Genomic DNA, 21,833 nt, shown 5'->3' with positions numbered 1-21,833 from the left:
CCGACGTGCAGGTCCGCTGCGGTGCTGTCGCGACTGCTCCGTTGTGCGTCGCGGCTTCTCGGCAGGGCCCGCGATGGCCGTCGCTCGTCTGCCGGCATGTCGTGGCTGGTCGCGCCCCACGCGGCGGAGCCGCATATCGACACAGCCCCGCGCCCCTGGGGGGCGCGGTCGAACCGCCGTGGTCTTCGACCGACCTGCTCAAGGTCTGTCCGGCGGAGTCAGTCGGCGGCCTGTCCCGGGGACCCCGGTGCCGCCCACCGGGCCCGGGTGCGGGGGCCGCCGAAGCCGGCCGGTGGGCCGTCCTGTGTGGCTGCGCCCAACAGGATCCCGCCGACGATCGCCCCCGCGGCGCCGGTCTCGTGTTCGGCCGCTCCGGCGACCGGGTTGCCGTGCACCCGTACGTCCCGTTCCGCGAGTTCGCGTGCCCGGCGGGCCAGGGCGTCGGCGGCGAGCAGGTCCGGCGGCACCTCGGCGAGCAGCCGCTCCGCCTCCGCCAGCCGGGTACGCGCCGTGCTCCCGACGGCTCCCCGGTGCGTCGTGACGAAGGCGTCGGCCTCGGCCACGGCACTCCGCGCGACCAGCGACGCGGCGACCGACAGCACCCCGAACCGCCCCACACCCACCGGCGCAAGCCCCCGCACGAGCAGCCGGAGGGCGCCGAGCGGGTCGTACGGCCCGGCCGTCAGCTCCTCTCGTACGGCCGTCAGGACGAGGTCGGCGTGCGCGGCGCGGGCGTGCAGCTCACCGGCGGGGAGGTCCCCCGCGCCCGTCCGCGCGCCCGCGAGCTCCGCCTCCGCCCCGGTGAGCGCGGCCGGCACCAGTCCCGCGGCCGAGGCCAGATCGGCGGCGAGCCGCTCGATGCCGGAGACGAACACCTCTGCCTGGGCTGTCGCGCCCTCGGCGGCCCGCAGATGACGTGCCGCATCCGCTGCCTCCTGCATGTCGGCCGCCTGGCGGGCCTGGTTCAGCCGGGTCGTGGCGAACACCAGGCGGTCCTTGGCCTGTTCGGCATGCCCGATGACGGCATCGACCGCGGCGGCCCCGTACCGCCTGCCGAGGTCGGCCAGCGTCGCCCCGGCGCCTCCGGTGCGCGCGGCCAGCGCACGGAACCGGTCCTCGGCGACCTCCAGCGCCTCGCCCAGACCGTCCGCCGTCTCCAGCGCACGCAGCAGGTCGAACCCCGCGGCCTCCGCGTCCAGCCGCCGCCCCGCCTCCTGACACCGCCCGATCATCCCGGCGAGCGCATGCCGCCGGGACGTCTCGTCCTCCGGGACACCGTCGTCGTACTGCTGCCGCATCCGAAAGGCGGCGGACAGCTCGACCTCGGCGTCCCGCACGGCCCGCAGGAACGGCGCCACGGAATCCGCCCCGGACCGCGCCTCGGCGAACCCGAGTTCCTCCCGGCTGGTGCGCACCCAGTCGTCGGACTCGACCAGCAAGGCCCTTACCTGGTGGTCGAGTTCGGACAGCGGCGATGCGGCGGGCCCGGCGGGGGCCGCACCACCGGGCGTCGTACGTGTGCGGGCGCGCCGTGTGCGCCGCACATACCCGTACCCCGCGACCACGACCACCGCGCCCACCGCAACGAGCGGCAGCACCAGGTCGGCGACCGACGTCCCGTCCTGCTCCGGCGCGGCGGCGCTCGCGGCGGCCGGATGCGTAGGGGCGGCCGGAACCGGCACGTCACTGCTGATCGTCATCCACGGCAACACCAGCCACACCACCGCGGCCAGCCCGCCCACCACGGTGTGCAGCACCCGCACGGATATGTGAGCGGTGGCGCGCCGCGGCCGGCCCCGGATCAAGGATGACGTCACATTTTGGAGCGTATGAGCAGGAATGCGGCCGCGCGACCGGGGTGGGTCAGGGGTGGGGGAGCTGTGGCGGGCGAATGCCGGTGCACACGGGTGGGGTCGGGACGGGATCGACGAGGGGGAGCGGGGATGGAGCAGACGGATCGCACGGGGGAAGAGGCAGGGGCTGCGAAAGGGGCGGCGGGGTCCCGCGAGGACAGCGGGACGGACGAGCCGAGATCGAGGGCCGACGACGCAGCCGCGGCGACTTCCGGGGCCGACGGGGCGCAGAGAACCACCGTGGAAGAGCCGCCCACGACCACGCACACCCCCGCAGCCGCCGACGGCGAGAACCTCCCACCGGGGCCACCCGCACCCGACGACGAAAGTAGTACGGGTGGTCCGGGTGGGAACGAAAAAGCCGATGGCGAAGCCGAGACGACCAAGCAGCCACCCCGCCGCCGCTGGCGACGCCTCACCCTCGCCCTGGTCCTGGCCCTCCTCGTCCCCCTCCTGGCCGCCGAATCCGCCCTCCGCCTGAACTACACCGGCGACCCCAAGGAGGGCACGTACACCAGAAACCGCGACGCCATCTGGCTGGGCCACGCCTGGGTCGACGGCCGCAAGACCGAGGCCGACGTCAACGCACTCGCCCACCGCCTGGAAGGCACCGGCATCCGCGACCTGTACGTCCACGCAGGCCCCCTGGAACACAACGGCACCCTCCCCAAGTCCGCGTACTCCAAAGCAAGTTGGCTCACAAGAACCCTGCACGGCCGAGCGCCGCGGCTACGCGTCCAGGCCTGGCTGGGCGACGTACTCGCGACCGAGGGCCCGACGGGGATGCGCCTGGAGCGGCCGGCGACCCGCGCGGCCGTCGTCGCCTCCACCCGCGAGATCCTGGCGGCCGGCTTCGACGGCGTCCACTTCGACCTCGAGCCCCTCCACTCCGGCGACCGCGACTACCTCACCCTCCTCGACTCGCTCCGCTCCGTGACCCGCGCGCACCACGCCCTGCTGTCCGTCGCCGCGCACCAGATCGACCCGCTGCCCGGCTTCCATGCCTTCTGGGGCACGGTCGCCGGACACCCGAAGTGGTGGTCGCAGCGGTTCTTCGGCCAGGTCGCGCGCCGGGTCGACCAGATCGCCGTGATGTCGTACGACACCATGCAACCGCTCCAGAGCCTGTACGGCGGCTATGTCGCCCAGCAGACCTCGCTCGCCCTGGAGGTCACCCCGCCCTCCACCGACCTGCTGATGGGCCTGCCCTTCTACCACGAGAACCGGTTCGGCCACTGGAACCATGCCGAGACCGTCCCGGCCGCCGTCCGCGGCGTCCGCCTGGGCCTGTCCCGCACGGACGCGGACCGCTCCCGCTTCGGCGTCGCGCTCTACGTCGACTTCGCGGCCACGGAGGCGGACTGGAGGGCGTACCGGGACGGCTGGGTGCACTGAACCCGGCCGCCCTCCCGCGGCCTAGGAAGACCGGCGCCTGATCTTCGACCCCAGCCACACCAGCGGGTCGTACTTGCGGTCGACCGCCCGTTCCTTCAAGGGAATCAGCGCATTGTCCGTGATCTTGATGCCCTCGGGGCAGACCTCCGTGCAGCACTTGGTGATGTTGCAGTAGCCGAGGCCGTGTTCGTCCTGGGCGGTCTTCTTGCGGTCGAGTCCGCCCTCGGCGGCCGCGTCCAGCGGATGCATGTCCAGCTCCGCCACCCGCATCAGGAAGCGGGGACCGGCGAACGCCGTCTTGTTCTCCTCGTGGTCACGGACGACATGGCAGGTGTCCTGGCACAGGAAGCACTCGATGCACTTGCGGAACTCCTGCGAGCGGTCCACGTCCTCCTGCATCATCCGGTACTCGCCGGGCCCCACACCCTCCGGCGGCACGAACGCGGGGACCTCGCGCGCCTTGGTGTAGTTGAAGCCGACGTCCGTGACGAGATCCCGTACGACCGGGAAGGCACGCAAGGGCGTGACGGTGATCGTCTCCTCCTGCGTGAACACGGACATCCGCGTCATGCACATCAGCCGCGGCCGACCGTTGATCTCGGCGGAGCACGAACCGCACTTGCCCGCCTTGCAGTTCCAGCGGACCGCCAGGTCAGGGGCCTGGGTGGACTGGAGGCGGTGGATGATGTCCAGTACCACCTCGCCCTCGTTGACCTCGACCTTGAAGTCCTCCAGGCCGCCGCCCTTGACGTCGCCCCGCCAGACCTTGAAGCGGGCCTCGTAGCTGCTCACTCGTACAGCTCCTCTTCGGCGAGGTACTTGACCAGCTCCTCCTTGTCGAAGAGGGCGAGCAGGTCCGCGCGGATGGGTTCAGTGGTCTCACGGGTGAGGTCGATCTGACCGCGGACGGGGTCCGTGGCCGCCAACCCGCCCGTGGGGTCGGTCAGTCGGCACAGCAGATTGATGTTGCGCCACTTGCGGTCCATCGTCGGATGGTCCTCGCGGGTGTGGCCGCCGCGGGACTCCGAGCGCTCCAGGGCCGCCCGGGCCACGCACTCGCTGACCAGCAGCATGTTCCGCAGGTCCAGCGCGAGATGCCAGCCGGGGTTGAACTGGCGGTGCCCCTCGACACCGGCCCGGCGGGCCCGTACCCGAAGGTCCGCCAGCTTCTCCAGCGCCTGCTCCATCTCGCCCTCGCGGCGGATGATGCCGACGAGGTCGTTCATGGTCTGCTGGAGTTCCTGGTGCAGGGTGTACGGGTTCTCCGGCGGGCGGCCGTCGTCCGCGCCGGGCGCGGGGCCCTCGGCGGAGAAGGGGCGCAGCGCCTCCGCGGCCGCAGTGTCGACCTGGACCTCGTCGACGGCGGGGCGTTCGAAGGCCAGGGCCGCCGAGTACTCGGCGGCGTGCCAGCCCGCCCGGCGCCCGAACACCAGCAGGTCGGACAGCGAGTTCCCGCCGAGCCGGTTGGAGCCGTGCATACCGCCGGCCACCTCGCCGGCCGCGAACAGCCCGGGCACCCCGCGCGCGGCGGCCGTGTCGGACTCGACCGCGATACCGCCCATCACGTAGTGGCAGGTCGGCCCGACCTCCATCGCCTCCGCGGTGATGTCGACGTCCGCCAGCTCCTTGAACTGGTGGTACATGGACGGCAGCCGGCGCCGGATGACCTCGGCGGGCATACGCGTCGACACGTCCAGGAAGACACCGCCGTGCGGGGAGCCGCGGCCCGCCTTCACCTCGGAGTTGATCGCGCGGGCGACCTCGTCACGGGGGAGCAGCTCCGGTGGACGCCGGTTGTTGTCCGGGTCCTCGTACCAGCGGTCGCCCTCCTCCTCCGACTCCGCGTACTTCTCCTTGAAGACGTCCGGGATGTAGTCGAACATGAAACGTTTGCCCTCGGAGTTCCTGAGCACCCCGCCGTCGCCGCGGACCGACTCCGTGACGAGGATGCCCTTCACCGACGGCGGCCAGACCATGCCCGTCGGATGGAACTGCACGAACTCCATGTTCAGCAGCGGCGCCCCGGCCAGCAGCGCGAGCGCGTGCCCGTCGCCGGTGTACTCCCACGAGTTCGACGTGACCTTGAAGGACTTGCCGATACCGCCCGTCGCGATCACCACGGCAGGGGCTTCCAGGACGAAGAAACGGCCGCTCTCGCGCTCGTAGGCGAAGACACCGGAAACCCGGCTGCCTTCTTTGAGGACCCTGGTGACCGTGCACTCCTGGAACACCTTCAGCCGCGACTCGTAGTCTCCGGTCTCGCGGTGGTCCTCCTGCTGGAGGGAGACGATCTTCTGCTGGAGCGTGCGGATGAGTTCGAGGCCCGTACGGTCGCCGACGTGCGCGAGGCGCGGGTACTCGTGGCCGCCGAAGTTTCGCTGGGAGATCTTCCCCGACTTCGTACGGTCGAAGAGAGCGCCCCAGGTCTCCAGCTCCCAGACCCGGTCCGGGGCCTCCTGGGCGTGCAGTTCGGCCATCCGCCACTGGTTGAGGAACTTGCCGCCGCGCATGGTGTCGCGGAAGTGGACCTGCCAGTTGTCGTGCTCGTTGACATTGGCCATCGCCGCCGCGATGCCGCCCTCGGCCATCACCGTGTGCGCCTTGCCGAACAGCGACTTGCAGATCACGGCCGTACGGGCACCCCGCTCGCGCGCCTCGATGGCCGCACGCAGTCCGGCGCCCCCGGCGCCGACCACGACCACGTCCCATTCCTGGCGGTCGACCACGGACATCAGAAGGCACCCCTCATCAGAAGAATCGCGGATCGTCGAAGGCGCCGGACGCCACCAGATAGACGTAGAAGTCGGCGAGCGCCACGCTCACCAACGACGCCCAGGCGAGCAGCATGTGACGGGCATTCAGCTTCCCGACGAACTGCCACGCCTTGTAGCGCACGGGATGCTTGGAGAAGTGTTTGAGCTTGCCGCCGACGATGTGCCGGCAGGAGTGGCAGGAGATCGTGTACATCCAGATCAGCGTGATGTTGATCAGGAAGACGACCGTCCCGAGGCCCATGTGGCCCCAGTTCTCGTCCGTGTCGCGGAAGGACAGCACCGTGTCGTACGTCAGCACGCCCGCGACCAGGATCGCCGCGTAGAAGAAGTACCGGTGGATGTTCTGCAGGATCAGCGGGAAGCGGGTCTCACCGGAGTACTTCTTGTGCGGCTCGGCCACCGCGCAGGCCGGGGGTGAGGCCCAGAAGCCCCGGTAGTAGGCCTTGCGGTAGTAGTAGCAGGTCAGGCGGAAGCCCAGCGGGAAGATCAGGATGATGATCGCCGGGGAGATGCCCCACCAGCTGCCGAAGAGGTCGGCGTTCGGGCCCGAGGGCATGTTCTTGCAGTTCTCCGCCAGACACGGCGAGTAGAACGGGGAGACATACGGCGCCGAGTAGTAGTCCGCATTCGCGAAGGCCCGCCATGTCGAGTACACGATGAAGGCCAGCAACCCGGCCGCGGTGGCGGCCGGAGCCAGCCACCAGCGGTCGGTCCGCAGATGCGGGGCGTCGATCGCGGCGCGCGTACCGGTGCGTACACCGCCGCTGTTCAGATGTGGTTCCGTACCAGTGGCCAACTCATGACTCCGGTCGGGTTCAGGGGGCGTGGCGGTCGCGGGCGCCGAGTCCTTCGTCGTCCGTGTCGATCCACAGCGAGGGGTCGTACGGGGTGTCGGGGATGGTGACGAGTTCCGGCTTGCGCGGTGCGCTCGGACTCGACGCCGCCTCGCGCAGGAGCGCGAGGCTCTCCCGCAGGTGATCGGCGTCGGCGCGGACGCGGCGCATGTCCAGCCCGCCACTGCCCAGCTGCTTCTCCAGGCGGCCCACGGACCGGGACAGGTCGTCCAGGCAGCGCTGCATTGTCGTCAGGTCGTCTTGCACGGACATGACGTGACCTCACTTCCATGGGCCGTCAGGCCCCAGGTGGCAACGTTCATGCGCCTGCGAGTGTTGCGCGTCACACCAGCCGGTGGGAAGGGATGTGCAGCGATTGGCGGATTGCACGCCTCCAGTGCACGCCTGCAAGCGCTCTGTGTGCGCGGGGGGCGCACATTCGGCCACACGGGTGGGGCTCTCCGGCTGCGTCGCCGTGTCGCCCCCGGTGGGCGAACCCTTTCCTCTTCAGTGGGGCCGTACATCTGATCAACTCCAAAATACGCCCAAATGTGAACAGACCCCCACCCGTGTCACCGGCTGGAGCGGCCTCGGAGGTAGCGAAGATGTCCCACGACGGGAGACTGAGGGCCAGGCCCGGTGCGGTCGCGCGTTCGGTCGCCTTCCTCGCTGCGGGCGTGCTCGTGGTGCCCCTGCTCGCCGGCTGCGCGTCCGAGGACGAGGCAGGCAAGCCGCTCGCCGGGCCGGACATCGCGCCCGCCGGCCGCGACCTGGTGGCCGACGGCGGCACCCTGCGCTGGGCCGTGGACGACGTGCCGGAGACCCTGAACACGTTCCAGTCGGACGCCGACGCGGTCACGAACCGCGTCGCGCAGGCCGTCCTCCCGTCCATGTACCGGCTCGACCGCAGCGGGCGGCCGCAGCGCAACGCCGACTACCTGGAGTCCGCCAAGGTCGTCCAGACCGAGCCCAAGCAGGTCGTGCTCTACAAGCTCGCCCAGCAGGCCGTCTGGAGCGACGGCCGCGAGATCGGCGCCGCCGACTTCGCCGCCCAGTGGCGCGCCCTGTCCGGCAAGGACACCGCGTACTGGACCGCCCGCAACGCCGGCTACGACCGCATCGAGAAGATCGAGCGCGGCGCGAGCGACCTCGAGGTCAAGGTCACCTTCGCGCGGCCGTACGCCGACTGGCAGTCGCTGTTCTCGCCGCTGTACCCCAAGGACGTCATGGGGACCCCGGACTCCTTCAACGACGGGGCGCGCAGGACGCTCAAGGTCACCGCCGGTCCCTTCGCCCTGAAGGGGGTCGACCACAAGAACAACCAGGTCAGCCTGGTCCGCAACCCGCGCTGGTGGGGTCAGCCCGCCAAGCTGGCAGAGATCGACCTGCAGGCCGTACCGCTCGACAAGCGGCCCGCCGCGCTCGCCGACGGGAAGATCGACCTGGCCGAGATCGACCCGTCCGCCGCCCAGCGCATCGACCTGGCCGGCCGGGCCAAGGGCTCCGCCCCGCTGCAGGGCCCGGGCGCCGCGCGCGCCGCCGCGAAGGCCCTGCCCGCCGACGCCGAGGACCTGGGCGGTTTCGAGGTGCGCAAGTCGCTGGAGCCGGTCTACACCCAGCTCGCCCTCAACGGCGCCGAGGGTCCCCTCGCGGACGAGCGCGTCCGCCGGGCCGTCGCCCGCGCCCTCGACCGCAAGGCGCTCGCCGAGGCCGTCCTCAAGCCGCTCGGGCTGCCCGACATGCCCGTCGGCAGCCATCTCGCACTGTCCGGGCAGGCCGCCTACGCCGACAACAGCGGCGCGCTCGGCGGCCAGGACACCGCCGAGGCGCAGGCGCTGCTCGCGGACGCCGGGTGGGTGCACGGCGGTCCGGTCAAGGAGGAGAAGAAGCAGCAGAAGGGTGAGAAGGCCGCCGGAGCCGAGGGCCGGAAGGCCGACGAGTCCGAGGACGGCGACGACGGGACGTACATCGTCGGCGAGGACGACAACGGCGGGGACAGCAAGAGCGGCCACCACAAGGACCCCAAGGACCACACCAAGAAGGACGAGAAGGCCCACGGCGGCGGCACGCACCTCGCGGACGGCAAGCAGTACGCCGGACGGCAGCCTGTGCAGGGCGGCGCGCCCGGAGCCTACGCCCCCAAGGGCACCGCCGCCCCGGCCGGCGCCACCGCCGGGCTGCTGGCCAAGGACGGCAAGCCGCTCACTCTCCGCTTCGTGCTCCCCTCTGGCCCCGGCTCGCAGGCCCTGCGGACCGTGGCCGACCGGATCAGCGCCATGCTGCAGCGGGTCGGCATCGGCACCCGGATCACGAAGGTCTCCGACGAGAGCTACTTCAAGGACCACATCGCGTCCGGGGAGTTCGACCTCGCCCTGTACTCCTGGCCCGCCTCCGCCTTCCCGGCCACCGACGCCCGGCCCATCTACGCCAAGCCGGTACCGGCCGCGGACGGCTCCCTCGACGTCGAGCAGAACTACACCCGCGTCGGCACCGACCAGGTCGACCACCTCTTCGACCAGGCGGCCGCCACCCTCGACGCCGACGAGAACCTCTCCCTGATCCGCAAGGCCGACTCCCGCATCTGGGCAGCCGCGGGCTCCATCCCGCTGTACCAGCGCCCGCAACTGATGGCCGTGACGAAGAACCTGGTGAACGCGGGGGCCTTCGGGTTCCAGACGCCGGTCTACGAGGACATGGGCTTCCTGAAGAAGGGGGCGAAGCCGTCGGCGAGTGCGAAGTCGGACGGCTGACGGGGTGGTTGCTCAGAGGTAGCTCAAAACGCTTGTGGTGGGCGCCCGGCGCACGCAGCATGAATCGACCATTGATCATGTTGCGGGCGCCGGGCGCCCACGTGCGGGGAGACGGGGCGGCACATGCGGGGGATCACGCGGGGGTCGTGGGTTGCGGTGCTGACCGCGGTGACGGTGGCGGCGGGGCTTGCCGGGTGCACCGGTGGGGGGCACGGCGACAAGGCGGCCACGAGCAGCGCGCCGGCCGTGGCGAAGGCCTGCGCGAACGGGACCTTCAGCTGGTCGGGTGTGAAGAAGGCGGACCGGCTGACCGGCGTCTCGGCGCCGGAGCACAGCGGTGGCCGCACCATCACGACGACGAACCCGATCGAGCGGGTGTACACCCCGAAGCCGGTGGTGCGCACCGAGGGCCCCGCCCTGTCCACGGCTGAGATCCTCTTCTCGTTGGGCAAGAAGATCGGCGAGATCGACTCCGACGCCGCCACTTTGGCTGACGTGAACGGCGAGACCTGGGCATTTACCGACGTGCACCAGAAGGCTCCGGACCTGGACAACCGTCTCTCCAAGGTGTCCGGCCCGGGCGAAACCGTGCAGTACGCCGGGGTCCGGGAATGGGAGGGTGACTTCCGCTACACCTGTCCCGGCGGTGGGGCGACGACAGGCCACGCGCGGAACTGGACGGTCGACATGCAGGGCGTCCTGTCCTGCGACGAGTCCGTCGACAGCCGGATGGCCCGCCAGGCAGCCCGTCTCTCCTGCGACGCGGGTTCCCCGGCCACCCGGAACACCTGACCCCGTCGCCCGGCGAGCCGCCGCCGCAGCGGCCCCGTACCATGGTGTAAGGCCGTGGCGTGTTCAGCCCGGCAGGGTCCGCGTAACACAGACGTACGCGTCGGCCTTCCTCACACTCCAGGAGTACGCCTTCATGGCCACGCGCCACGACATCCGCAACGTCGCCATCGTCGCCCACGTCGACCACGGCAAGACGACCCTCGTCGACGCAATGCTGAAGCAGGCCGGTGCCTTCGCAGCGCACGCCGCCGAGTCGCTCGACGACCGAATGATGGACTCGAACGACCTGGAGCGTGAGAAGGGCATCACGATCCTGGCCAAGAACACGGCCGTGAAGTACCACCCGAAGGATGGCGGCGACGTCATCACCATCAACATCATCGACACCCCGGGCCACGCCGACTTCGGTGGCGAGGTCGAGCGTGGTCTGTCGATGGTGGACGCGGTGGTCCTGCTGGTCGACGCCTCCGAGGGCCCGCTGCCCCAGACCCGCTTCGTGCTGCGCAAGGCGCTGCAGGCCCGCCTGCCCGTCATCCTCTGCATCAACAAGACGGACCGCCCCGACTCGCGGATCGACGAGGTCGTGAACGAGGCGTACGACCTCTTCCTCGACCTCGACGCCGACGAGGACCAGATCGAGTTCCCCATCGTCTACGCCTGTGCGCGTGACGGTGTGGCCTCGCTGACCAAGCCCGAGGACGGCACCGTCCCGCAGGACAGCGACAGCCTGGAGCCGTTCTTCTCCACGATCCTGTCCCACGTCCCGGCTCCGGAGTACGACCCCGAGGCCCCGCTCCAGGCGCACGTCACCAACCTGGACGCCGACAACTTCCTCGGCCGTATCGCGCTGCTCCGCGTCGAGCAGGGCGAGCTGCGCAAGGGCCAGACCGTCACGTGGATCAAGCGTGACGGCACGATGTCCAACGTGCGCATCACCGAGCTGCTGATGACCGAGGCGCTCACCCGCAAGCCCGCCGAGAAGGCCGGCCCCGGTGACATCTGTGCCGTCGCCGGTATCTCGGACATCATGATCGGCGAGACGCTCGCCGACCCCGAGAACCCGATCCCGCTGCCGCTGATCACGGTCGACGAGCCGGCGATCTCGATGACCATCGGTACGAACACCTCGCCGCTGGTCGGCCGTGGTGGCACCGGCAAGGGCGCCGACAACAAGGCGGCTGTCAAGGACCGCAAGGTGACCGCCCGTCAGGTCAAGGACCGCCTCGACCGCGAGCTGATCGGTAACGTCTCCCTGCGCGTGCTCGACACCGAGCGTCCCGACGCCTGGGAGGTCCAGGGCCGCGGTGAGCTGGCGCTCGCCATCCTGGTCGAGCAGATGCGCCGCGAGGGCTTCGAGCTGACCATCGGCAAGCCGCAGGTCGTCACCAAGGACGTCGACGGCAAGGTCTACGAGCCGGTCGAGCGCATGACGATCGACGTGCCCGAGGAGCACATGGGCGCGGTCACGCAGCTCATGGGCGTCCGCAAGGGCCGCATGGACAACATGTCGAACCACGGCTCGGGCTGGGTCCGCATGGAGTTCGTCGTCCCGTCCCGCGGTCTCATCGGTTTCCGTACCGAGTTCCTCACCGGTACGCGCGGCACGGGCATCGCCCACTCCATCCACGAGGGCCACGAGCCCTGGTTCGGCCAGCTGCAGACCCGTAACAACGGCTCGCTGGTCGCCGACCGCGCCGGTGCCGTCACCGCCTTCGCGATGACGAACCTCCAGGAGCGCGGCGTGCTGTTCACCGAGCCGGGCACCGAGGTGTACGAGGGCATGATCGTCGGCGAGAACTCGCGCTCCGACGACATGGACGTGAACATCACCAAGGAGAAGAAGCTCACGAACATGCGGTCGTCCTCGGCCGACACGTTCGAGGCGATCGTCCCGCCGCGCAAGCTCTCCCTGGAGCAGTCGCTGGAGTTCTGCCGCGACGACGAGTGCGTGGAGGTCACCCCGGAGGCGGTCCGCATCCGCAAGGTGAACCTGGACGCCCGCGAGCGCGCCCGCGCGGCGAGCCGGGCGAAGCACGGCTGATATCAAGCCACTTGAGGCCCGGGTGCCCCCGACTTGGGGGTACCCGGGCTTTTCAGTTGGCTGTGGGGGCTGCCTGCTTGAGGGCTTCGATGAACGGGGTGAAGGCCCCGGTCGCGAACGTGAGCGTTGCCCCCGCCGGAGCCTTTGAGTCACGGATGGCTATGTGGGTGTCCAGGTTTGCGACTTCGACGCAGGCGTCGCCCTGGCCACCACCGGAGAAGGAGGACTTCTGCCAGGTGGCGGGGGTCAGCATGCTCACAGCTCCTTCGACAGCCGGTGGATGAAGTCACGCGAACGGCTGGGGTCGAGTGACACTGCCTCTACCCTACGGAAGAGCGTTCGATATCGGTTGAGCTGGGCTTCGGCATCGATGAAAACCGGGCCGTTGGGGCCGTCCCGGACAACGGTGTCCAGCTTCGGGACCGGTCCGCCCGCGTACACCATCGCGCTTCCCGCCCCGCCGAAGTCGTCCAGGTCGAAGGGGATGACTCGTACGGTGACGTGCTCGGACTCGGAGAGTTCCAGGACACGGGTGAGCTGAGCCCGTGACGTGGTTCGGTCGCCGACCCTGATGCGCAGTGCCCCTTCGTGGATCACCGCTTCGTACGGCACCGGAGCCGGGCGCTCGAGGATGACTCTGCGCCTCATCCGGTGATCGACCCACCGTTCGACATCGCTCTGCGGGAACTCCGGGTTCACGTACGAGAAGAGAGACCGAGCGTAATCCGCAGTCTGTAGAAGGCCCGGGACGTGCAGGAATTCCACATCCCACCGGAAGTGGGCGTGATGTTCCAGCTCGGGCAGGTCCATGAACGGCGTAGGCAACTGACCGCGGTACTCCTCCCACCAGCCACGGGTCCGGTCGGTCGTCATGGACACCAGCGCATCGATCAACTCGTCGTCCGAGCAGGCATAGTTGGCGGCAAGTCGGCGCACGCGCTGCCCGCTGACGCCGGAGATCCCTGATTCGGTCTGACTTATCTGAACCGAGGTCACGCCTAGCAGGCTTGCCGCTTCGGTCGCCTTCAGGCCGGCGGCTTCGCGTAGTTTCCGCAGTTCAAGACCCAGACGCAGTTGGCGTGCGGTGGGCTGCTGGCGACGCCCCATCGGGTTCCTCCCCACCTCCCAACTCCCGGGAGTGTGTGACTCGTTCGGCGTCAGATTACGGCAACAACTTGCGTGGTCCTAAATGTAGGTCCTACCGTCAGTGACGTGACGTGACGCGCACGGTGCGGAAGCGCACTGCTCCGTCCTTCCATGACGGCTGCGGCAATGCCACCGCACGTGAAATCCCCTCCCTCTGAACGGAGCTGACGCATGCCCGAAACCGAGTCCTGGGACTACACCCTCTACATCCCGAACGACCTCAGAGCCGTGACCGTCTGCCGCCGCACCCTGCGCCTGATCCTGACCATGCACGGACTCATCGGCCTCGTGGACACCGCCGAACTCCTCGCGACGGAGCTGGTCGCCAACGCCGTACGCCACACCAAGGGGCCCGCCGCTCTCAGAGTCCGCCGGTCCCCGGAGGGCGCGGTGTGGATCGGGGCGTGGGACACCGACCCCGAACCGCCGGAGCCGCCACGGCGGTTGGACCAGGTCGGGGACCTGGAGGAGGGGCGGGGGCTCGGGCTGGTCGCGGCCTGCGCTGACAACTGGGGCTGGCGGCCGTCGGCCCGGTTCGGGGACCGAGGCAAGTTCGTCTGGTGTGACCTGGCTGTCTCGTAGCTCGTTGATCACGCGGGAAAGATCAGAAAGAAAGGAGAGCCGGTGGTCAGCTCGACGCATGAGGCGATGCACCGGATCTTCCAGAAGGACCCGGCGCTGCTGACGCGGGCCCTGCAGCAGGTGCTGGGTGTCGCCTTCCCCGAGCCGCGGGAATTCGCCGGCCTGAACATCGACCTCACCGAGATCGAACCGGTCGAGCGGCGCGTGGACACGCTGTTACGTGCGGAGACGGACGAGGGCCCCTACCTTCTGGTCGTCGAGTCACAGCGGAGGAAGGACGAGGCCAAGCGCGGCAGCTGGCCGTACTACCTCTCGTACCTGTACGAGAAGTACCGCTGCGAGCCGGTGCTCATCGTCACCACGCAGTGCGGCTCCACGGCCCGCTGGGCGGCCGAGCCCATTCATCTCGGCGTGCCCGGCCGGCCTTCCCTGACGGTCCGGCCGTTCGTGCTCGGTCCGGACAACGTGCCCTTGATCGCCGATGCGCAGGACGCCGAACGGGACGTACCTCTTGCGGTGCTCTCGGCCATGACGCATGGGCGGGGATCGAAGGCGGCCGCCATACCGGAATCGCTGGCAGCCGCCCTCAAGACCATCGACGGGGACAGTGCCGCGGCCTTCGTGCAGTTCGTCGACTCATGCCTGGCCGACCCCCAGGTGAAACAGATGTGGAGGGATCTGATGACGGCGATGCAGTACTTCTGGCGGCATCCGCTGGCGGAGCAGGTGCGTGAGGAGGGCCGTATCCAGCACGGCGTCAAGACGATTCTGCACATCCTGGAATGGCGCAGCATCCCCGTGCCCGACGCCGTCCGGGAGCGGGTGGAAGCCTGCACTGACCTGGACCAGCTGGAGGTCTGGACTCAGCGGGCTGTGCATGCGACGGACGCGGCGGAGCTGTTCGTCGATGAGTGACCGGGGGCTGATGAGGCAAGCGGGTTCGGCAGTCGTAGTCCACTGCGAAAGGGCCTGATGATGGCGATCCAGTACTTCTGGCGGCACCCGTTGGCCGAGCAGGTGCGTGAAGAGGGCCGCGTAGAGGTGCGTACCGAGATGGTCCTGCGCATCCTCGAATGGCGCGGCATGCCCGTGCCTGCCGCCGTCCGTAAGCGGGTGATGGCCTGTTCGGACCCGGACCAGCTCACGGAATGGGCCCAGCGCGCGGTGCAAGCGACGGATGTCGCGGAGCTGTTCCTGGAGGGGTGACCCCGATGTGAGGAAGGCCCGCGCTCGGGAGGCGCGGGCCTTCCTGTGTGCCCGAGGGTAGGGAAAACCCTTGTTCTCGTTCTGGATCGGCAAAGGGGGATCGAACCGCACTATTCTTCGGCCAGCGTGCATCCCATCAGCCCCCTGTGAGAGGGGCGTGAACGGCCTTGCGGCGCGGACCCGTTGGCCCGCCGAAGGCCCATGCATAGCCGCGGTGGATCCGCAACTGAATTTTCATGCCCTTCGCGTTCGGTATACGGACATGCAGGTCCGATAGGTGTGTAACAAGTCCGTTTCGCAGGGATCTTTCGGCAAACCCTTTGTCCGGATTTTGGAAGATGTACGCGTCAGGTGTGATCGAACCGAGACCTTATGAGTGTGGTTCGGCCATGGCGCATGGCAGATAGTTAGGCGCGTAGAGCTCGGATCAACGGGTCAACACGCTGCAGGCGGCGTCGACTCACGAGCGCGGGGGCATCTGACCGTTTCAGGCACCGGTGACGGTGACGTGTCATGTGCCCCTCCATGCGGTGAACCAATGGACTCATGAGGAGGAGCCCCATGCGTGGTGCCAAGAGCGCCAAGTGGGTTGCGATAGCCGCCGTTGTGGCGCTGGGTGCGACGGCCTGTGGTGGCGGCGGGGACGACACCAGCTCGGGCAAGGGCAAGGGCAATGGCGTCGTGTCGGTGGAGATCGGTGAACCGCAGAACAGCCTGGTTCCCACCAACACGTACGAGACCGAGGGCGGCCAGGTCATCAACGCCCTCTTCACGGGTCTGACCAAGCTTGACGCCGACAACAAGGTCGTCAACGCCATGGCGCAGTCGATCGAGACCAAGGACAACAAGGTCTGGACGATCAAGCTGAAGTCCGGCTACACCTTCCACAACGGCGAGAAGGTCACCGCCCAGTCCTTCGTCGACGCCTGGAACTACGGCGCCAACCAGACCAACGCCCAGCAGACCAACCCGCTGTTCAGCCACATCCAGGGCTACAGCGACCTGAACCCGGGCGAGGGCAAGAAGCCCAAGACGGACAAGCTGTCCGGTCTGAAGGCCGTCGACGACAGCACCCTCCAGGTCACGCTGAGCGGCGCGTTCTCGGCGTTCCCGTCGCAGCTGTCCTTCACCGCGTTCGTCCCGCTGCCCAAGGCGTTCTTCAAGGACCCGAAGGGCTTCGGCGAGGCCCCGATCGGCAACGGCCCCTTCCAGATGAAGGGCAAGTTCAAGCACAACGAAGAGATCGACACCACGAAGTACGACAAGTACCCGGACGCCTCGAAGATCGAGGTCAAGGGTGTCAACTTCAAGGTCTACTCGAACCTCGACACCGCCTACAAGGACGTCGTCGCCGGCAACCTCGACACCCTGCTGACGATCCCCACCTCGGGTCTGCCGACGTACCACAAGGACCTGCCGGGCCGCTACATCGACGAGGCCGACTCGGCCGTCGGTTACATCGGGTTCCCGATCAAGTACAACAAGGCCTTCCAGAACGCGGACCTCCGCAAGGCCATCTCCATGGCGATCGACCGCAAGACGATCGCGTCGAAGATCTTCCTCGGCTCCCGTACGCCCGCGGACGACTACATCAGCCCGATCATCGACGGCTACCGCAAGGGCGCCTGCGGCGACGCCTGCACCTACAACCCGACCAAGGCCAAGGAGCTCTACAAGCAGAGCGGTGGTCTGCCGGGCAACACGCTGGAGATCGGCTACAACGCCGACGGCGGCCACAAGGAGTGGGTTGAGGCAGCGTCCAACCAGATCCAGCAGGCCCTCGGCGTCAAGGTGACGGCCAAGCCGTTCGAGCAGTTCCAGACGATCCTCAACGACCTGGACGCCAAGAAGTACCAGGGCGCGTTCCGGATGGCCTGGAGCATGGACTACCCGGATGCGGAGGACTACCTCCGTCCGGTCTTCTCCAAGGAAGCCATCGCCAACGGCTCCAACTACTCCGGCTACGTCAACGAGGACTTCGAGAAGCTCCTCGTCCAGGGCGACCAGGCCCCCACGCACGAGGAGGCCGTGAAGAAGTACCAGGCGGCGGACGACATCCTTCTCAAGGACATGCCGTACATCCCGGTGTACTTCTACACCCTGAACACCGGCTTCAGCGACAAGATCAAGTCCATGAAGATCGCCGGTCACCAGATCCTGTGGGACACGGTCAAGCTCAGCTGACCAGGTTCTGAGCAGTTCTGACACAGCATTACGGGGTGAGCAGGGGGAGGAATACCCTTCCCCTGCTCACTCCTGCTGCCGTCTCCCGTCCGACCGTGCCATCCCCTCGGCCACGGTCGGGTCGAGCACCCCCTCTGGAGTACCCATGGGCCGATACGTCGTGCGCCGCCTCCTGCAGGTGATCCCTGTGGTCATAGGCGTCACGTTCATCATCTTCTGCCTGGTCTTTGCTCTGCCCGGCGACCCGATCCAGGCACTGGCCGGCGACAAGCGCGCCGACCCCAACATCGCGGCGATCATCCGCGCGCACTACCACCTGAACGAACCGCTCTACCAGCAGTACTGGCACTACATCAGCGGCGTCTTCACCGGTGACCTCGGTGAGACGTACAACGGCCGTGCCATCTCGGACATCGTCTCGGAACGGTTCCCCGTCACGCTGAAGCTCGGTCTGACCTCGTTCGCCGTCGAGGCCGTGATCGGCATCGTCGCGGGTATCTTCTCCGCCCTGAAGAAGGGCAAGTTCATCGACAACGTCGTGCTGATCTCGACGTTGGTGCTGATCTCGATCCCGGTGTTCGTGCTCGGCAGCGTGCTCCAGCTGGAGTTCGGCGTGAACATGAAGATCACGCCGGTCGCCGGCATCGAGAAGGGCTGGCCGCAGAGCTACATCCTGCCCGCCATCGTGCTCGCCACGACCTCCATGGCCTATATCGCGCGTCTGGTGCGGGCGAGCATGGGCGAGTCGATCCGCGCCGACTACGTGCGTACGGCGATAGCCAAGGGCCTGCCGACCCGGCGGGTCATCGGTGTGCACGCGCTGCGCAACTCCCTGATCCCGGTGGTCACCTTCCTGGGCTTCGACCTCGGGGCCCTCATGGGCGGTGCCATCATCACCGAGCGCGTATTCAACATGCCAGGTATCGGCGGTCAGTTGGCCCAGTCGGTCTATCTGCGCGAACGGCCCGTCGTGGTCGGTCTGGTGACCCTGCTCGTACTGATCTACCTGGTCGCCAACCTCCTCGTAGACCTGATGTACGCCGTGCTCGACCCGAGGATTCGCTATGAGTGAGAAGACGATAGAGAGGCCCACCACCGACGAGGCCGCCCTCTCCAAGGAGATCGAGGCCGAGGAGAAGGCAGCGGCCCGGCAGGCGAGCCTGCTCAAGGACGGCTGGGTGGACCTGCGCAAGCGGCCCATGTTCATCGTCACCGGCCTCATCATCGTGTGCCTGCTCGCGCTGGCGATCGCGCCCAGCGTGTTCACGGGCCGCTCCCCGTTCTCCGACGGTTTCTGCCAGCTGCAGAACTCCATGAACGGGCCGTCGTCCGGGCACCTGTTCGGCTACGACGTCCAGGGCTGCGACATCTACACACGGACCGTGTACGGCACCCGTAACTCGATCGTCGTGGGTGTGGTGACCACCATCGTCACGACCCTGCTCGGCGGACTGCTGGGCATGCTGGCCGGTCTGGTCGGCGGCTGGATCGACGCGCTGCTGTCCCGTGTCACCGAGGTCTTCTCCGCGCTGCCGCTCATCGTCGGCGGCCTGCTGATCATGTCGATCTGGGGCGGCGGTGACGTCTGGTCGGTGTCGTTCATCATGGCGATCCTCGGCTGGCCCCAGGTCTTCCGGATCATGCGCGGCGAGGTCATCTCCAACAAGTACAACGACTACGTGATGGCTGCACGGGCGCTCGGCGCCGACTCCTGGCGGATCGCGTTCCGGCACATCCTGCCGAACACCCTCGCCCCCGTCATCGTCATCACCACGATGAACCTCGGCGTCTACATCTCCGCCGAGGCCGCCCTGTCCTACCTGGGCATCGGCATCCAGTATCCGAACATCTCCTGGGGCGTGATGATCAGTGACGCCCAGGACCGGTTCCTGACCTCGCCGCACGCGCTGCTGTTCCCGGCCGGCGCCCTGAGCATCACCGTGCTGGCGTTCATCATGCTCGGCGACGTGGTCCGCGACGCCTTCGACCCCAAGTCACGCTGAGGGAGGCGTACGTGACCATCATCGACCCGACGGACGCCGTCCCGGCCCCGCGCCCGGGCGACCCGGAGCGCACCGGCCCACTGCTCGAAGTGCGCGATCTGCACGTCGAGTTCCAGACCCGTGAGGGAGTGGTCCGCGCCGTCAACGGCGTCAACTACTCCGTGAACTCCGGGGAGACCCTCGCCGTGCTCGGCGAGTCCGGCTCCGGCAAGTCCGTGACCGCGCAGGCGATCATGGGCATCCTCGACATGCCGCCGGCCAGCATCCCCAAGGGTGAGATCCGCTTCTACGGTCAGGACATGCTCGCCATGTCGGCTGAGGAGCGGCGCAAGCTGCGGGGTGCCCGGATCGCAATGATCTTCCAGGACGCACTGTCCTCGCTCAACCCCGTGCTCAGCGTGGGATACCAGCTGGGCGAGATGTTCCGCGTCCACCAGGGACTCTCCAAGAAGCAGGCCAAGGCCAAGGCCATTGAGCTGATGGACCGGGTGAAGATCCCGGCCGCCGCGGCCCGCGTGAACGACTACCCGCACCAGTTCTCCGGCGGTATGCGCCAGCGCATCATGATCGCCATGGCGCTCGCCCTTGAGCCGGACCTGATCATCGCCGACGAGCCGACGACGGCTCTCGACGTGACGGTCCAGGCCCAGGTGATGGACCTGCTCGCGGAGTTGCAGCGCGAGTACCAGATGGGCCTGATCCTCATCACCCACGACCTCGGTGTCGTGGCGGACGTCGCCGACAAGATCGCCGTGATGTACGCGGGCCGGATCGTGGAGACGGCGCCGGTGCACGAGCTGTACAAGCGCCCCGCCCACCCCTACACCCGCGGCCTGCTCGACTCGATCCCGCGGCTGGACCAGAAGGGCCAGGACCTCTACGCGATCAAGGGGCTGCCGCCCAACCTGCTGAAGGTGCCGAGCGGTTGTGCCTTCAACCCGCGCTGCGAGAAGGCGCAGGACATCTGCCGCACCGACCGGCCCCCGCTGGTCCCGGTGACCGAGCAGGACGGAACGGAACTGCCGGGCCGCGCCAGTGCGTGCCACTTCTGGAAGGAGACGATCCATGGCTGAGTCGACCAAGACCGACGAGCCGACGGACGCGACGCCGAACGTCTCCGAGGTGGACGCCGTCGACGTGCACTCGGAGGAGGAGGCGGTCGCCGCCCTCGATGCACGTGTGGAGCGCGGCGAGCCGATTCTGCAGGTGCGCAACCTGGTGAAGCACTTCCCGCTGACCCTGGGCATCGTCTTCAAACGGCAGGTCGGCGCGGTGAAGGCCGTCGACGGCATCTCCTTCGACCTGTACCAGGGCGAGACTCTGGGCATCGTGGGCGAGTCCGGCTGCGGCAAGTCCACGGTGGCCAAGCTCCTGATGAACCTGGAGCAGGCGACGGCGGGCGAGATCTTCTACAAGGGCCAGGACATCACCAAGCTGTCCGGCCGGGCGCTCAAGGCCGTCCGCCGGAACATCCAGATGATCTTCCAGGACCCGTACACCTCGCTCAACCCCCGGATGACGGTGGGCGACATCATCGGCGAGCCCTTCGACATCCACCCGGAGGCGGCCCCGAAGGGTGACCGGCGCCGCAAGGTGAAGGAGCTGCTGGACGTCGTCGGCCTCAACCCCGAGTACATCAACCGCTACCCGCACCAGTTCTCGGGCGGTCAGCGTCAGCGCATCGGCATCGCCCGCGGCCTGGCCCTGAACCCCGAGGTCATCATCTGCGACGAGCCGGTGTCCGCACTGGACGTGTCCGTCCAGGCACAGGTCATCAACCTGATGGAGGGTCTGCAGAACGAGTTCAACCTCTCCTACCTCTTCATCGCGCACGACCTGTCCATCGTCCGGCACATCTCGGACCGGGTCGGCGTGATGTACCTCGGCAAGATGGCCGAGATCGGCACCGACGAGCAGATCTACGAGCACCCGACGCACCCCTACACCCAGGCGCTGCTGTCGGCGGTCCCGGTGCCGGACCCGGAGGCCCGCGAGCACCGCGAGCGGATCATCCTCACCGGCGACGTGCCGTCCCCGGCCAACCCGCCCTCGGGCTGCCGCTTCCGCACCCGCTGCTGGAAGGCCCAGGACAAGTGCGCCGAGGAGATCCCGCTGCTGGCGATTCCCGAGCGCTTCAAGGGCTTGGACTCCCCGGCGGCGCACGAGTCTGCGTGTCACTTCGCGGAGGAGAAGGACGTGGTGGGCGCGGCCTGACGCCTTTTCACGACTCGGCCGCTTCTCGCGCCTTTACTGGGCGCGGGAAGCGGCCTTTTC

At 68.4% G+C, this 21,833-nt stretch carries 19 protein-coding genes; 12 read left to right on the top strand and 7 right to left on the bottom strand.

Annotation, left to right across the window (positions count from 1 at the left end; translation table 11 throughout):
- Window positions 1–218 precede the first annotated feature (218 nt).
- Window positions 219–1,817 (bottom strand): hypothetical protein, encoded by a 1,599-nt coding sequence (locus IH68_RS0105975; RefSeq protein WP_051833229.1) that lies wholly within the window; start codon window positions 1,815–1,817, stop codon window positions 219–221.
- 276 nt (window positions 1,818–2,093) lie between these two features.
- Between IH68_RS0105975 and IH68_RS0105970 the strand changes: the two genes are divergently transcribed.
- On the top strand, window positions 2,094–3,248 hold the full coding sequence (locus IH68_RS0105970; protein ID WP_234341241.1) for a glycosyl hydrolase family 18 protein: 1,155 nt from the start codon (window positions 2,094–2,096) through the stop codon (window positions 3,246–3,248).
- 21 nt (window positions 3,249–3,269) lie between these two features.
- Here IH68_RS0105970 and IH68_RS0105965 read toward each other — a convergent pair whose 3' ends face one another.
- From IH68_RS0105965 to IH68_RS0105950, 4 genes are read right to left on the bottom strand one after another with little or no spacing between them, the layout of a single operon-like run.
- A complete protein-coding gene (locus IH68_RS0105965) occupies window positions 3,270–4,040 on the bottom strand; it encodes a succinate dehydrogenase/fumarate reductase iron-sulfur subunit (protein ID WP_030929448.1) in 771 nt (256 codons plus the stop codon).
- Window positions 4,037–5,980 carry a fumarate reductase/succinate dehydrogenase flavoprotein subunit gene (locus IH68_RS0105960; protein WP_030929445.1) on the bottom strand — a complete coding sequence of 648 codons (1,944 nt, stop codon included), beginning with the start codon at window positions 5,978–5,980 and terminating at the stop codon, window positions 4,037–4,039. Before IH68_RS0105960 ends, IH68_RS0105965 begins: the two co-directional genes overlap by 4 nt.
- Window positions 5,981–5,996: 16 nt before the next feature.
- Window positions 5,997–6,818 (bottom strand): hypothetical protein, encoded by an 822-nt coding sequence (locus tag IH68_RS0105955; protein WP_030929442.1) that lies wholly within the window; start codon window positions 6,816–6,818, stop codon window positions 5,997–5,999.
- Between the two features lie 19 nt (window positions 6,819–6,837).
- Window positions 6,838–7,128, bottom strand: a complete 291-nt coding sequence (locus IH68_RS0105950) for a hypothetical protein (RefSeq protein ID WP_030929439.1) — start codon at window positions 7,126–7,128, stop codon at window positions 6,838–6,840.
- Between the two features lie 332 nt (window positions 7,129–7,460).
- On the opposite strand from IH68_RS0105950, the gene IH68_RS0105945 reads away from it, so the two are divergent.
- The 3 genes from IH68_RS0105945 (at window position 7,461) to typA (ending at window position 12,438) form a co-directional block, all read left to right on the top strand.
- Window positions 7,461–9,605 (top strand): ABC transporter family substrate-binding protein, encoded by a 2,145-nt coding sequence (locus IH68_RS0105945; protein ID WP_030929436.1) that lies wholly within the window; start codon window positions 7,461–7,463, stop codon window positions 9,603–9,605.
- Window positions 9,606–9,728: 123 nt separating this feature from the next.
- The gene (locus tag IH68_RS51670; protein ID WP_051833227.1) at window positions 9,729–10,397 is read left to right on the top strand and encodes a hypothetical protein; all 669 of its coding nucleotides are present in this window, start codon (window positions 9,729–9,731) and stop codon (window positions 10,395–10,397) included.
- A gap of 133 nt (window positions 10,398–10,530) precedes the next feature.
- Window positions 10,531–12,438: a translational GTPase TypA gene (gene typA, locus IH68_RS0105935; protein ID WP_030929430.1), complete on the top strand. Its 1,908-nt coding sequence runs from the start codon at window positions 10,531–10,533 to the stop codon at window positions 12,436–12,438.
- 52 nt (window positions 12,439–12,490) lie between these two features.
- Here typA and IH68_RS0105930 read toward each other — a convergent pair whose 3' ends face one another.
- Both IH68_RS0105930 and IH68_RS0105925 read right to left on the bottom strand, forming a co-directional pair.
- Complete coding sequence (locus IH68_RS0105930) at window positions 12,491–12,691, bottom strand: DUF397 domain-containing protein (protein ID WP_030929427.1); 201 nt, start codon at window positions 12,689–12,691, stop codon at window positions 12,491–12,493.
- A gap of 2 nt (window positions 12,692–12,693) precedes the next feature.
- Window positions 12,694–13,545: a helix-turn-helix domain-containing protein gene (locus IH68_RS0105925; protein ID WP_030929424.1), complete on the bottom strand. Its 852-nt coding sequence runs from the start codon at window positions 13,543–13,545 to the stop codon at window positions 12,694–12,696.
- A gap of 210 nt (window positions 13,546–13,755) precedes the next feature.
- Here IH68_RS0105925 and IH68_RS0105920 point away from each other — a divergent pair, with 210 nt between their 5' ends.
- The 8 genes from IH68_RS0105920 (at window position 13,756) to IH68_RS0105885 (ending at window position 21,773) form a co-directional block, all read left to right on the top strand.
- Window positions 13,756–14,166 carry an ATP-binding protein gene (locus tag IH68_RS0105920; RefSeq protein WP_030929420.1) on the top strand — a complete coding sequence of 137 codons (411 nt, stop codon included), beginning with the start codon at window positions 13,756–13,758 and terminating at the stop codon, window positions 14,164–14,166.
- 42 nt (window positions 14,167–14,208) lie between these two features.
- Window positions 14,209–15,081, top strand: coding sequence for a hypothetical protein (locus tag IH68_RS0105915; protein WP_030929417.1), 873 nt, complete (start codon window positions 14,209–14,211; stop codon window positions 15,079–15,081).
- A gap of 57 nt (window positions 15,082–15,138) precedes the next feature.
- On the top strand, window positions 15,139–15,372 hold the full coding sequence (locus IH68_RS0105910) for a hypothetical protein (protein WP_030929413.1): 234 nt from the start codon (window positions 15,139–15,141) through the stop codon (window positions 15,370–15,372).
- Between the two features lie 561 nt (window positions 15,373–15,933).
- Entirely contained in the window at window positions 15,934–17,556 is a 1,623-nt protein-coding gene (locus IH68_RS0105905) for a peptide ABC transporter substrate-binding protein (RefSeq protein ID WP_030929410.1), read from the top strand.
- A gap of 145 nt (window positions 17,557–17,701) precedes the next feature.
- Window positions 17,702–18,628 carry an ABC transporter permease gene (locus IH68_RS0105900; RefSeq protein ID WP_030929407.1) on the top strand — a complete coding sequence of 309 codons (927 nt, stop codon included), beginning with the start codon at window positions 17,702–17,704 and terminating at the stop codon, window positions 18,626–18,628.
- The gene (locus tag IH68_RS0105895) at window positions 18,621–19,559 is read left to right on the top strand and encodes an ABC transporter permease (protein ID WP_030929404.1); all 939 of its coding nucleotides are present in this window, start codon (window positions 18,621–18,623) and stop codon (window positions 19,557–19,559) included. The genes IH68_RS0105900 and IH68_RS0105895 overlap by 8 nt, the downstream gene beginning before the upstream one ends.
- Before the next feature lie 11 nt (window positions 19,560–19,570).
- Window positions 19,571–20,632, top strand: coding sequence for an ABC transporter ATP-binding protein (locus IH68_RS0105890; protein ID WP_030929400.1), 1,062 nt, complete (start codon window positions 19,571–19,573; stop codon window positions 20,630–20,632).
- Window positions 20,625–21,773, top strand: a complete 1,149-nt coding sequence (locus IH68_RS0105885) for an ABC transporter ATP-binding protein (RefSeq protein WP_030929397.1) — start codon at window positions 20,625–20,627, stop codon at window positions 21,771–21,773. Before IH68_RS0105890 ends, IH68_RS0105885 begins: the two co-directional genes overlap by 8 nt.
- Window positions 21,774–21,833: the final 60 nt, after the last annotated feature.

The organism is Streptomyces sp. NRRL S-646, assembly GCF_000720765.1.
In the GTDB taxonomy this organism is placed as follows: domain Bacteria; phylum Actinomycetota; class Actinomycetes; order Streptomycetales; family Streptomycetaceae; genus Streptomyces.
This window is presented reverse-complemented; position numbering and strand designations above follow the sequence as displayed.

Coding starts and splice junctions, on each gene's coding strand:
- IH68_RS0105945 (WP_030929436.1), top strand. CDS start 7,461: ATGTCCCACGACGGGAGACTGAGGGCCAGGCCCGGTGCGGTCGCGCGT.
- IH68_RS0105925 (WP_030929424.1), bottom strand. CDS start 13,545: ATGGGGCGTCGCCAGCAGCCCACCGCACGCCAACTGCGTCTGGGTCTT.
- IH68_RS0105920 (WP_030929420.1), top strand. CDS start 13,756: ATGCCCGAAACCGAGTCCTGGGACTACACCCTCTACATCCCGAACGAC.
- IH68_RS0105950 (WP_030929439.1), bottom strand. CDS start 7,128: ATGTCCGTGCAAGACGACCTGACGACAATGCAGCGCTGCCTGGACGAC.
- IH68_RS51670 (WP_051833227.1), top strand. CDS start 9,729: ATGCGGGGGATCACGCGGGGGTCGTGGGTTGCGGTGCTGACCGCGGTG.
- IH68_RS0105895 (WP_030929404.1), top strand. CDS start 18,621: ATGAGTGAGAAGACGATAGAGAGGCCCACCACCGACGAGGCCGCCCTC.
- IH68_RS0105960 (WP_030929445.1), bottom strand. CDS start 5,980: ATGTCCGTGGTCGACCGCCAGGAATGGGACGTGGTCGTGGTCGGCGCC.
- IH68_RS0105930 (WP_030929427.1), bottom strand. CDS start 12,691: ATGCTGACCCCCGCCACCTGGCAGAAGTCCTCCTTCTCCGGTGGTGGC.
- typA (WP_030929430.1), top strand. CDS start 10,531: ATGGCCACGCGCCACGACATCCGCAACGTCGCCATCGTCGCCCACGTC.
- IH68_RS0105910 (WP_030929413.1), top strand. CDS start 15,139: ATGATGGCGATCCAGTACTTCTGGCGGCACCCGTTGGCCGAGCAGGTG.
- IH68_RS0105885 (WP_030929397.1), top strand. CDS start 20,625: ATGGCTGAGTCGACCAAGACCGACGAGCCGACGGACGCGACGCCGAAC.
- IH68_RS0105905 (WP_030929410.1), top strand. CDS start 15,934: ATGCGTGGTGCCAAGAGCGCCAAGTGGGTTGCGATAGCCGCCGTTGTG.
- IH68_RS0105900 (WP_030929407.1), top strand. CDS start 17,702: ATGGGCCGATACGTCGTGCGCCGCCTCCTGCAGGTGATCCCTGTGGTC.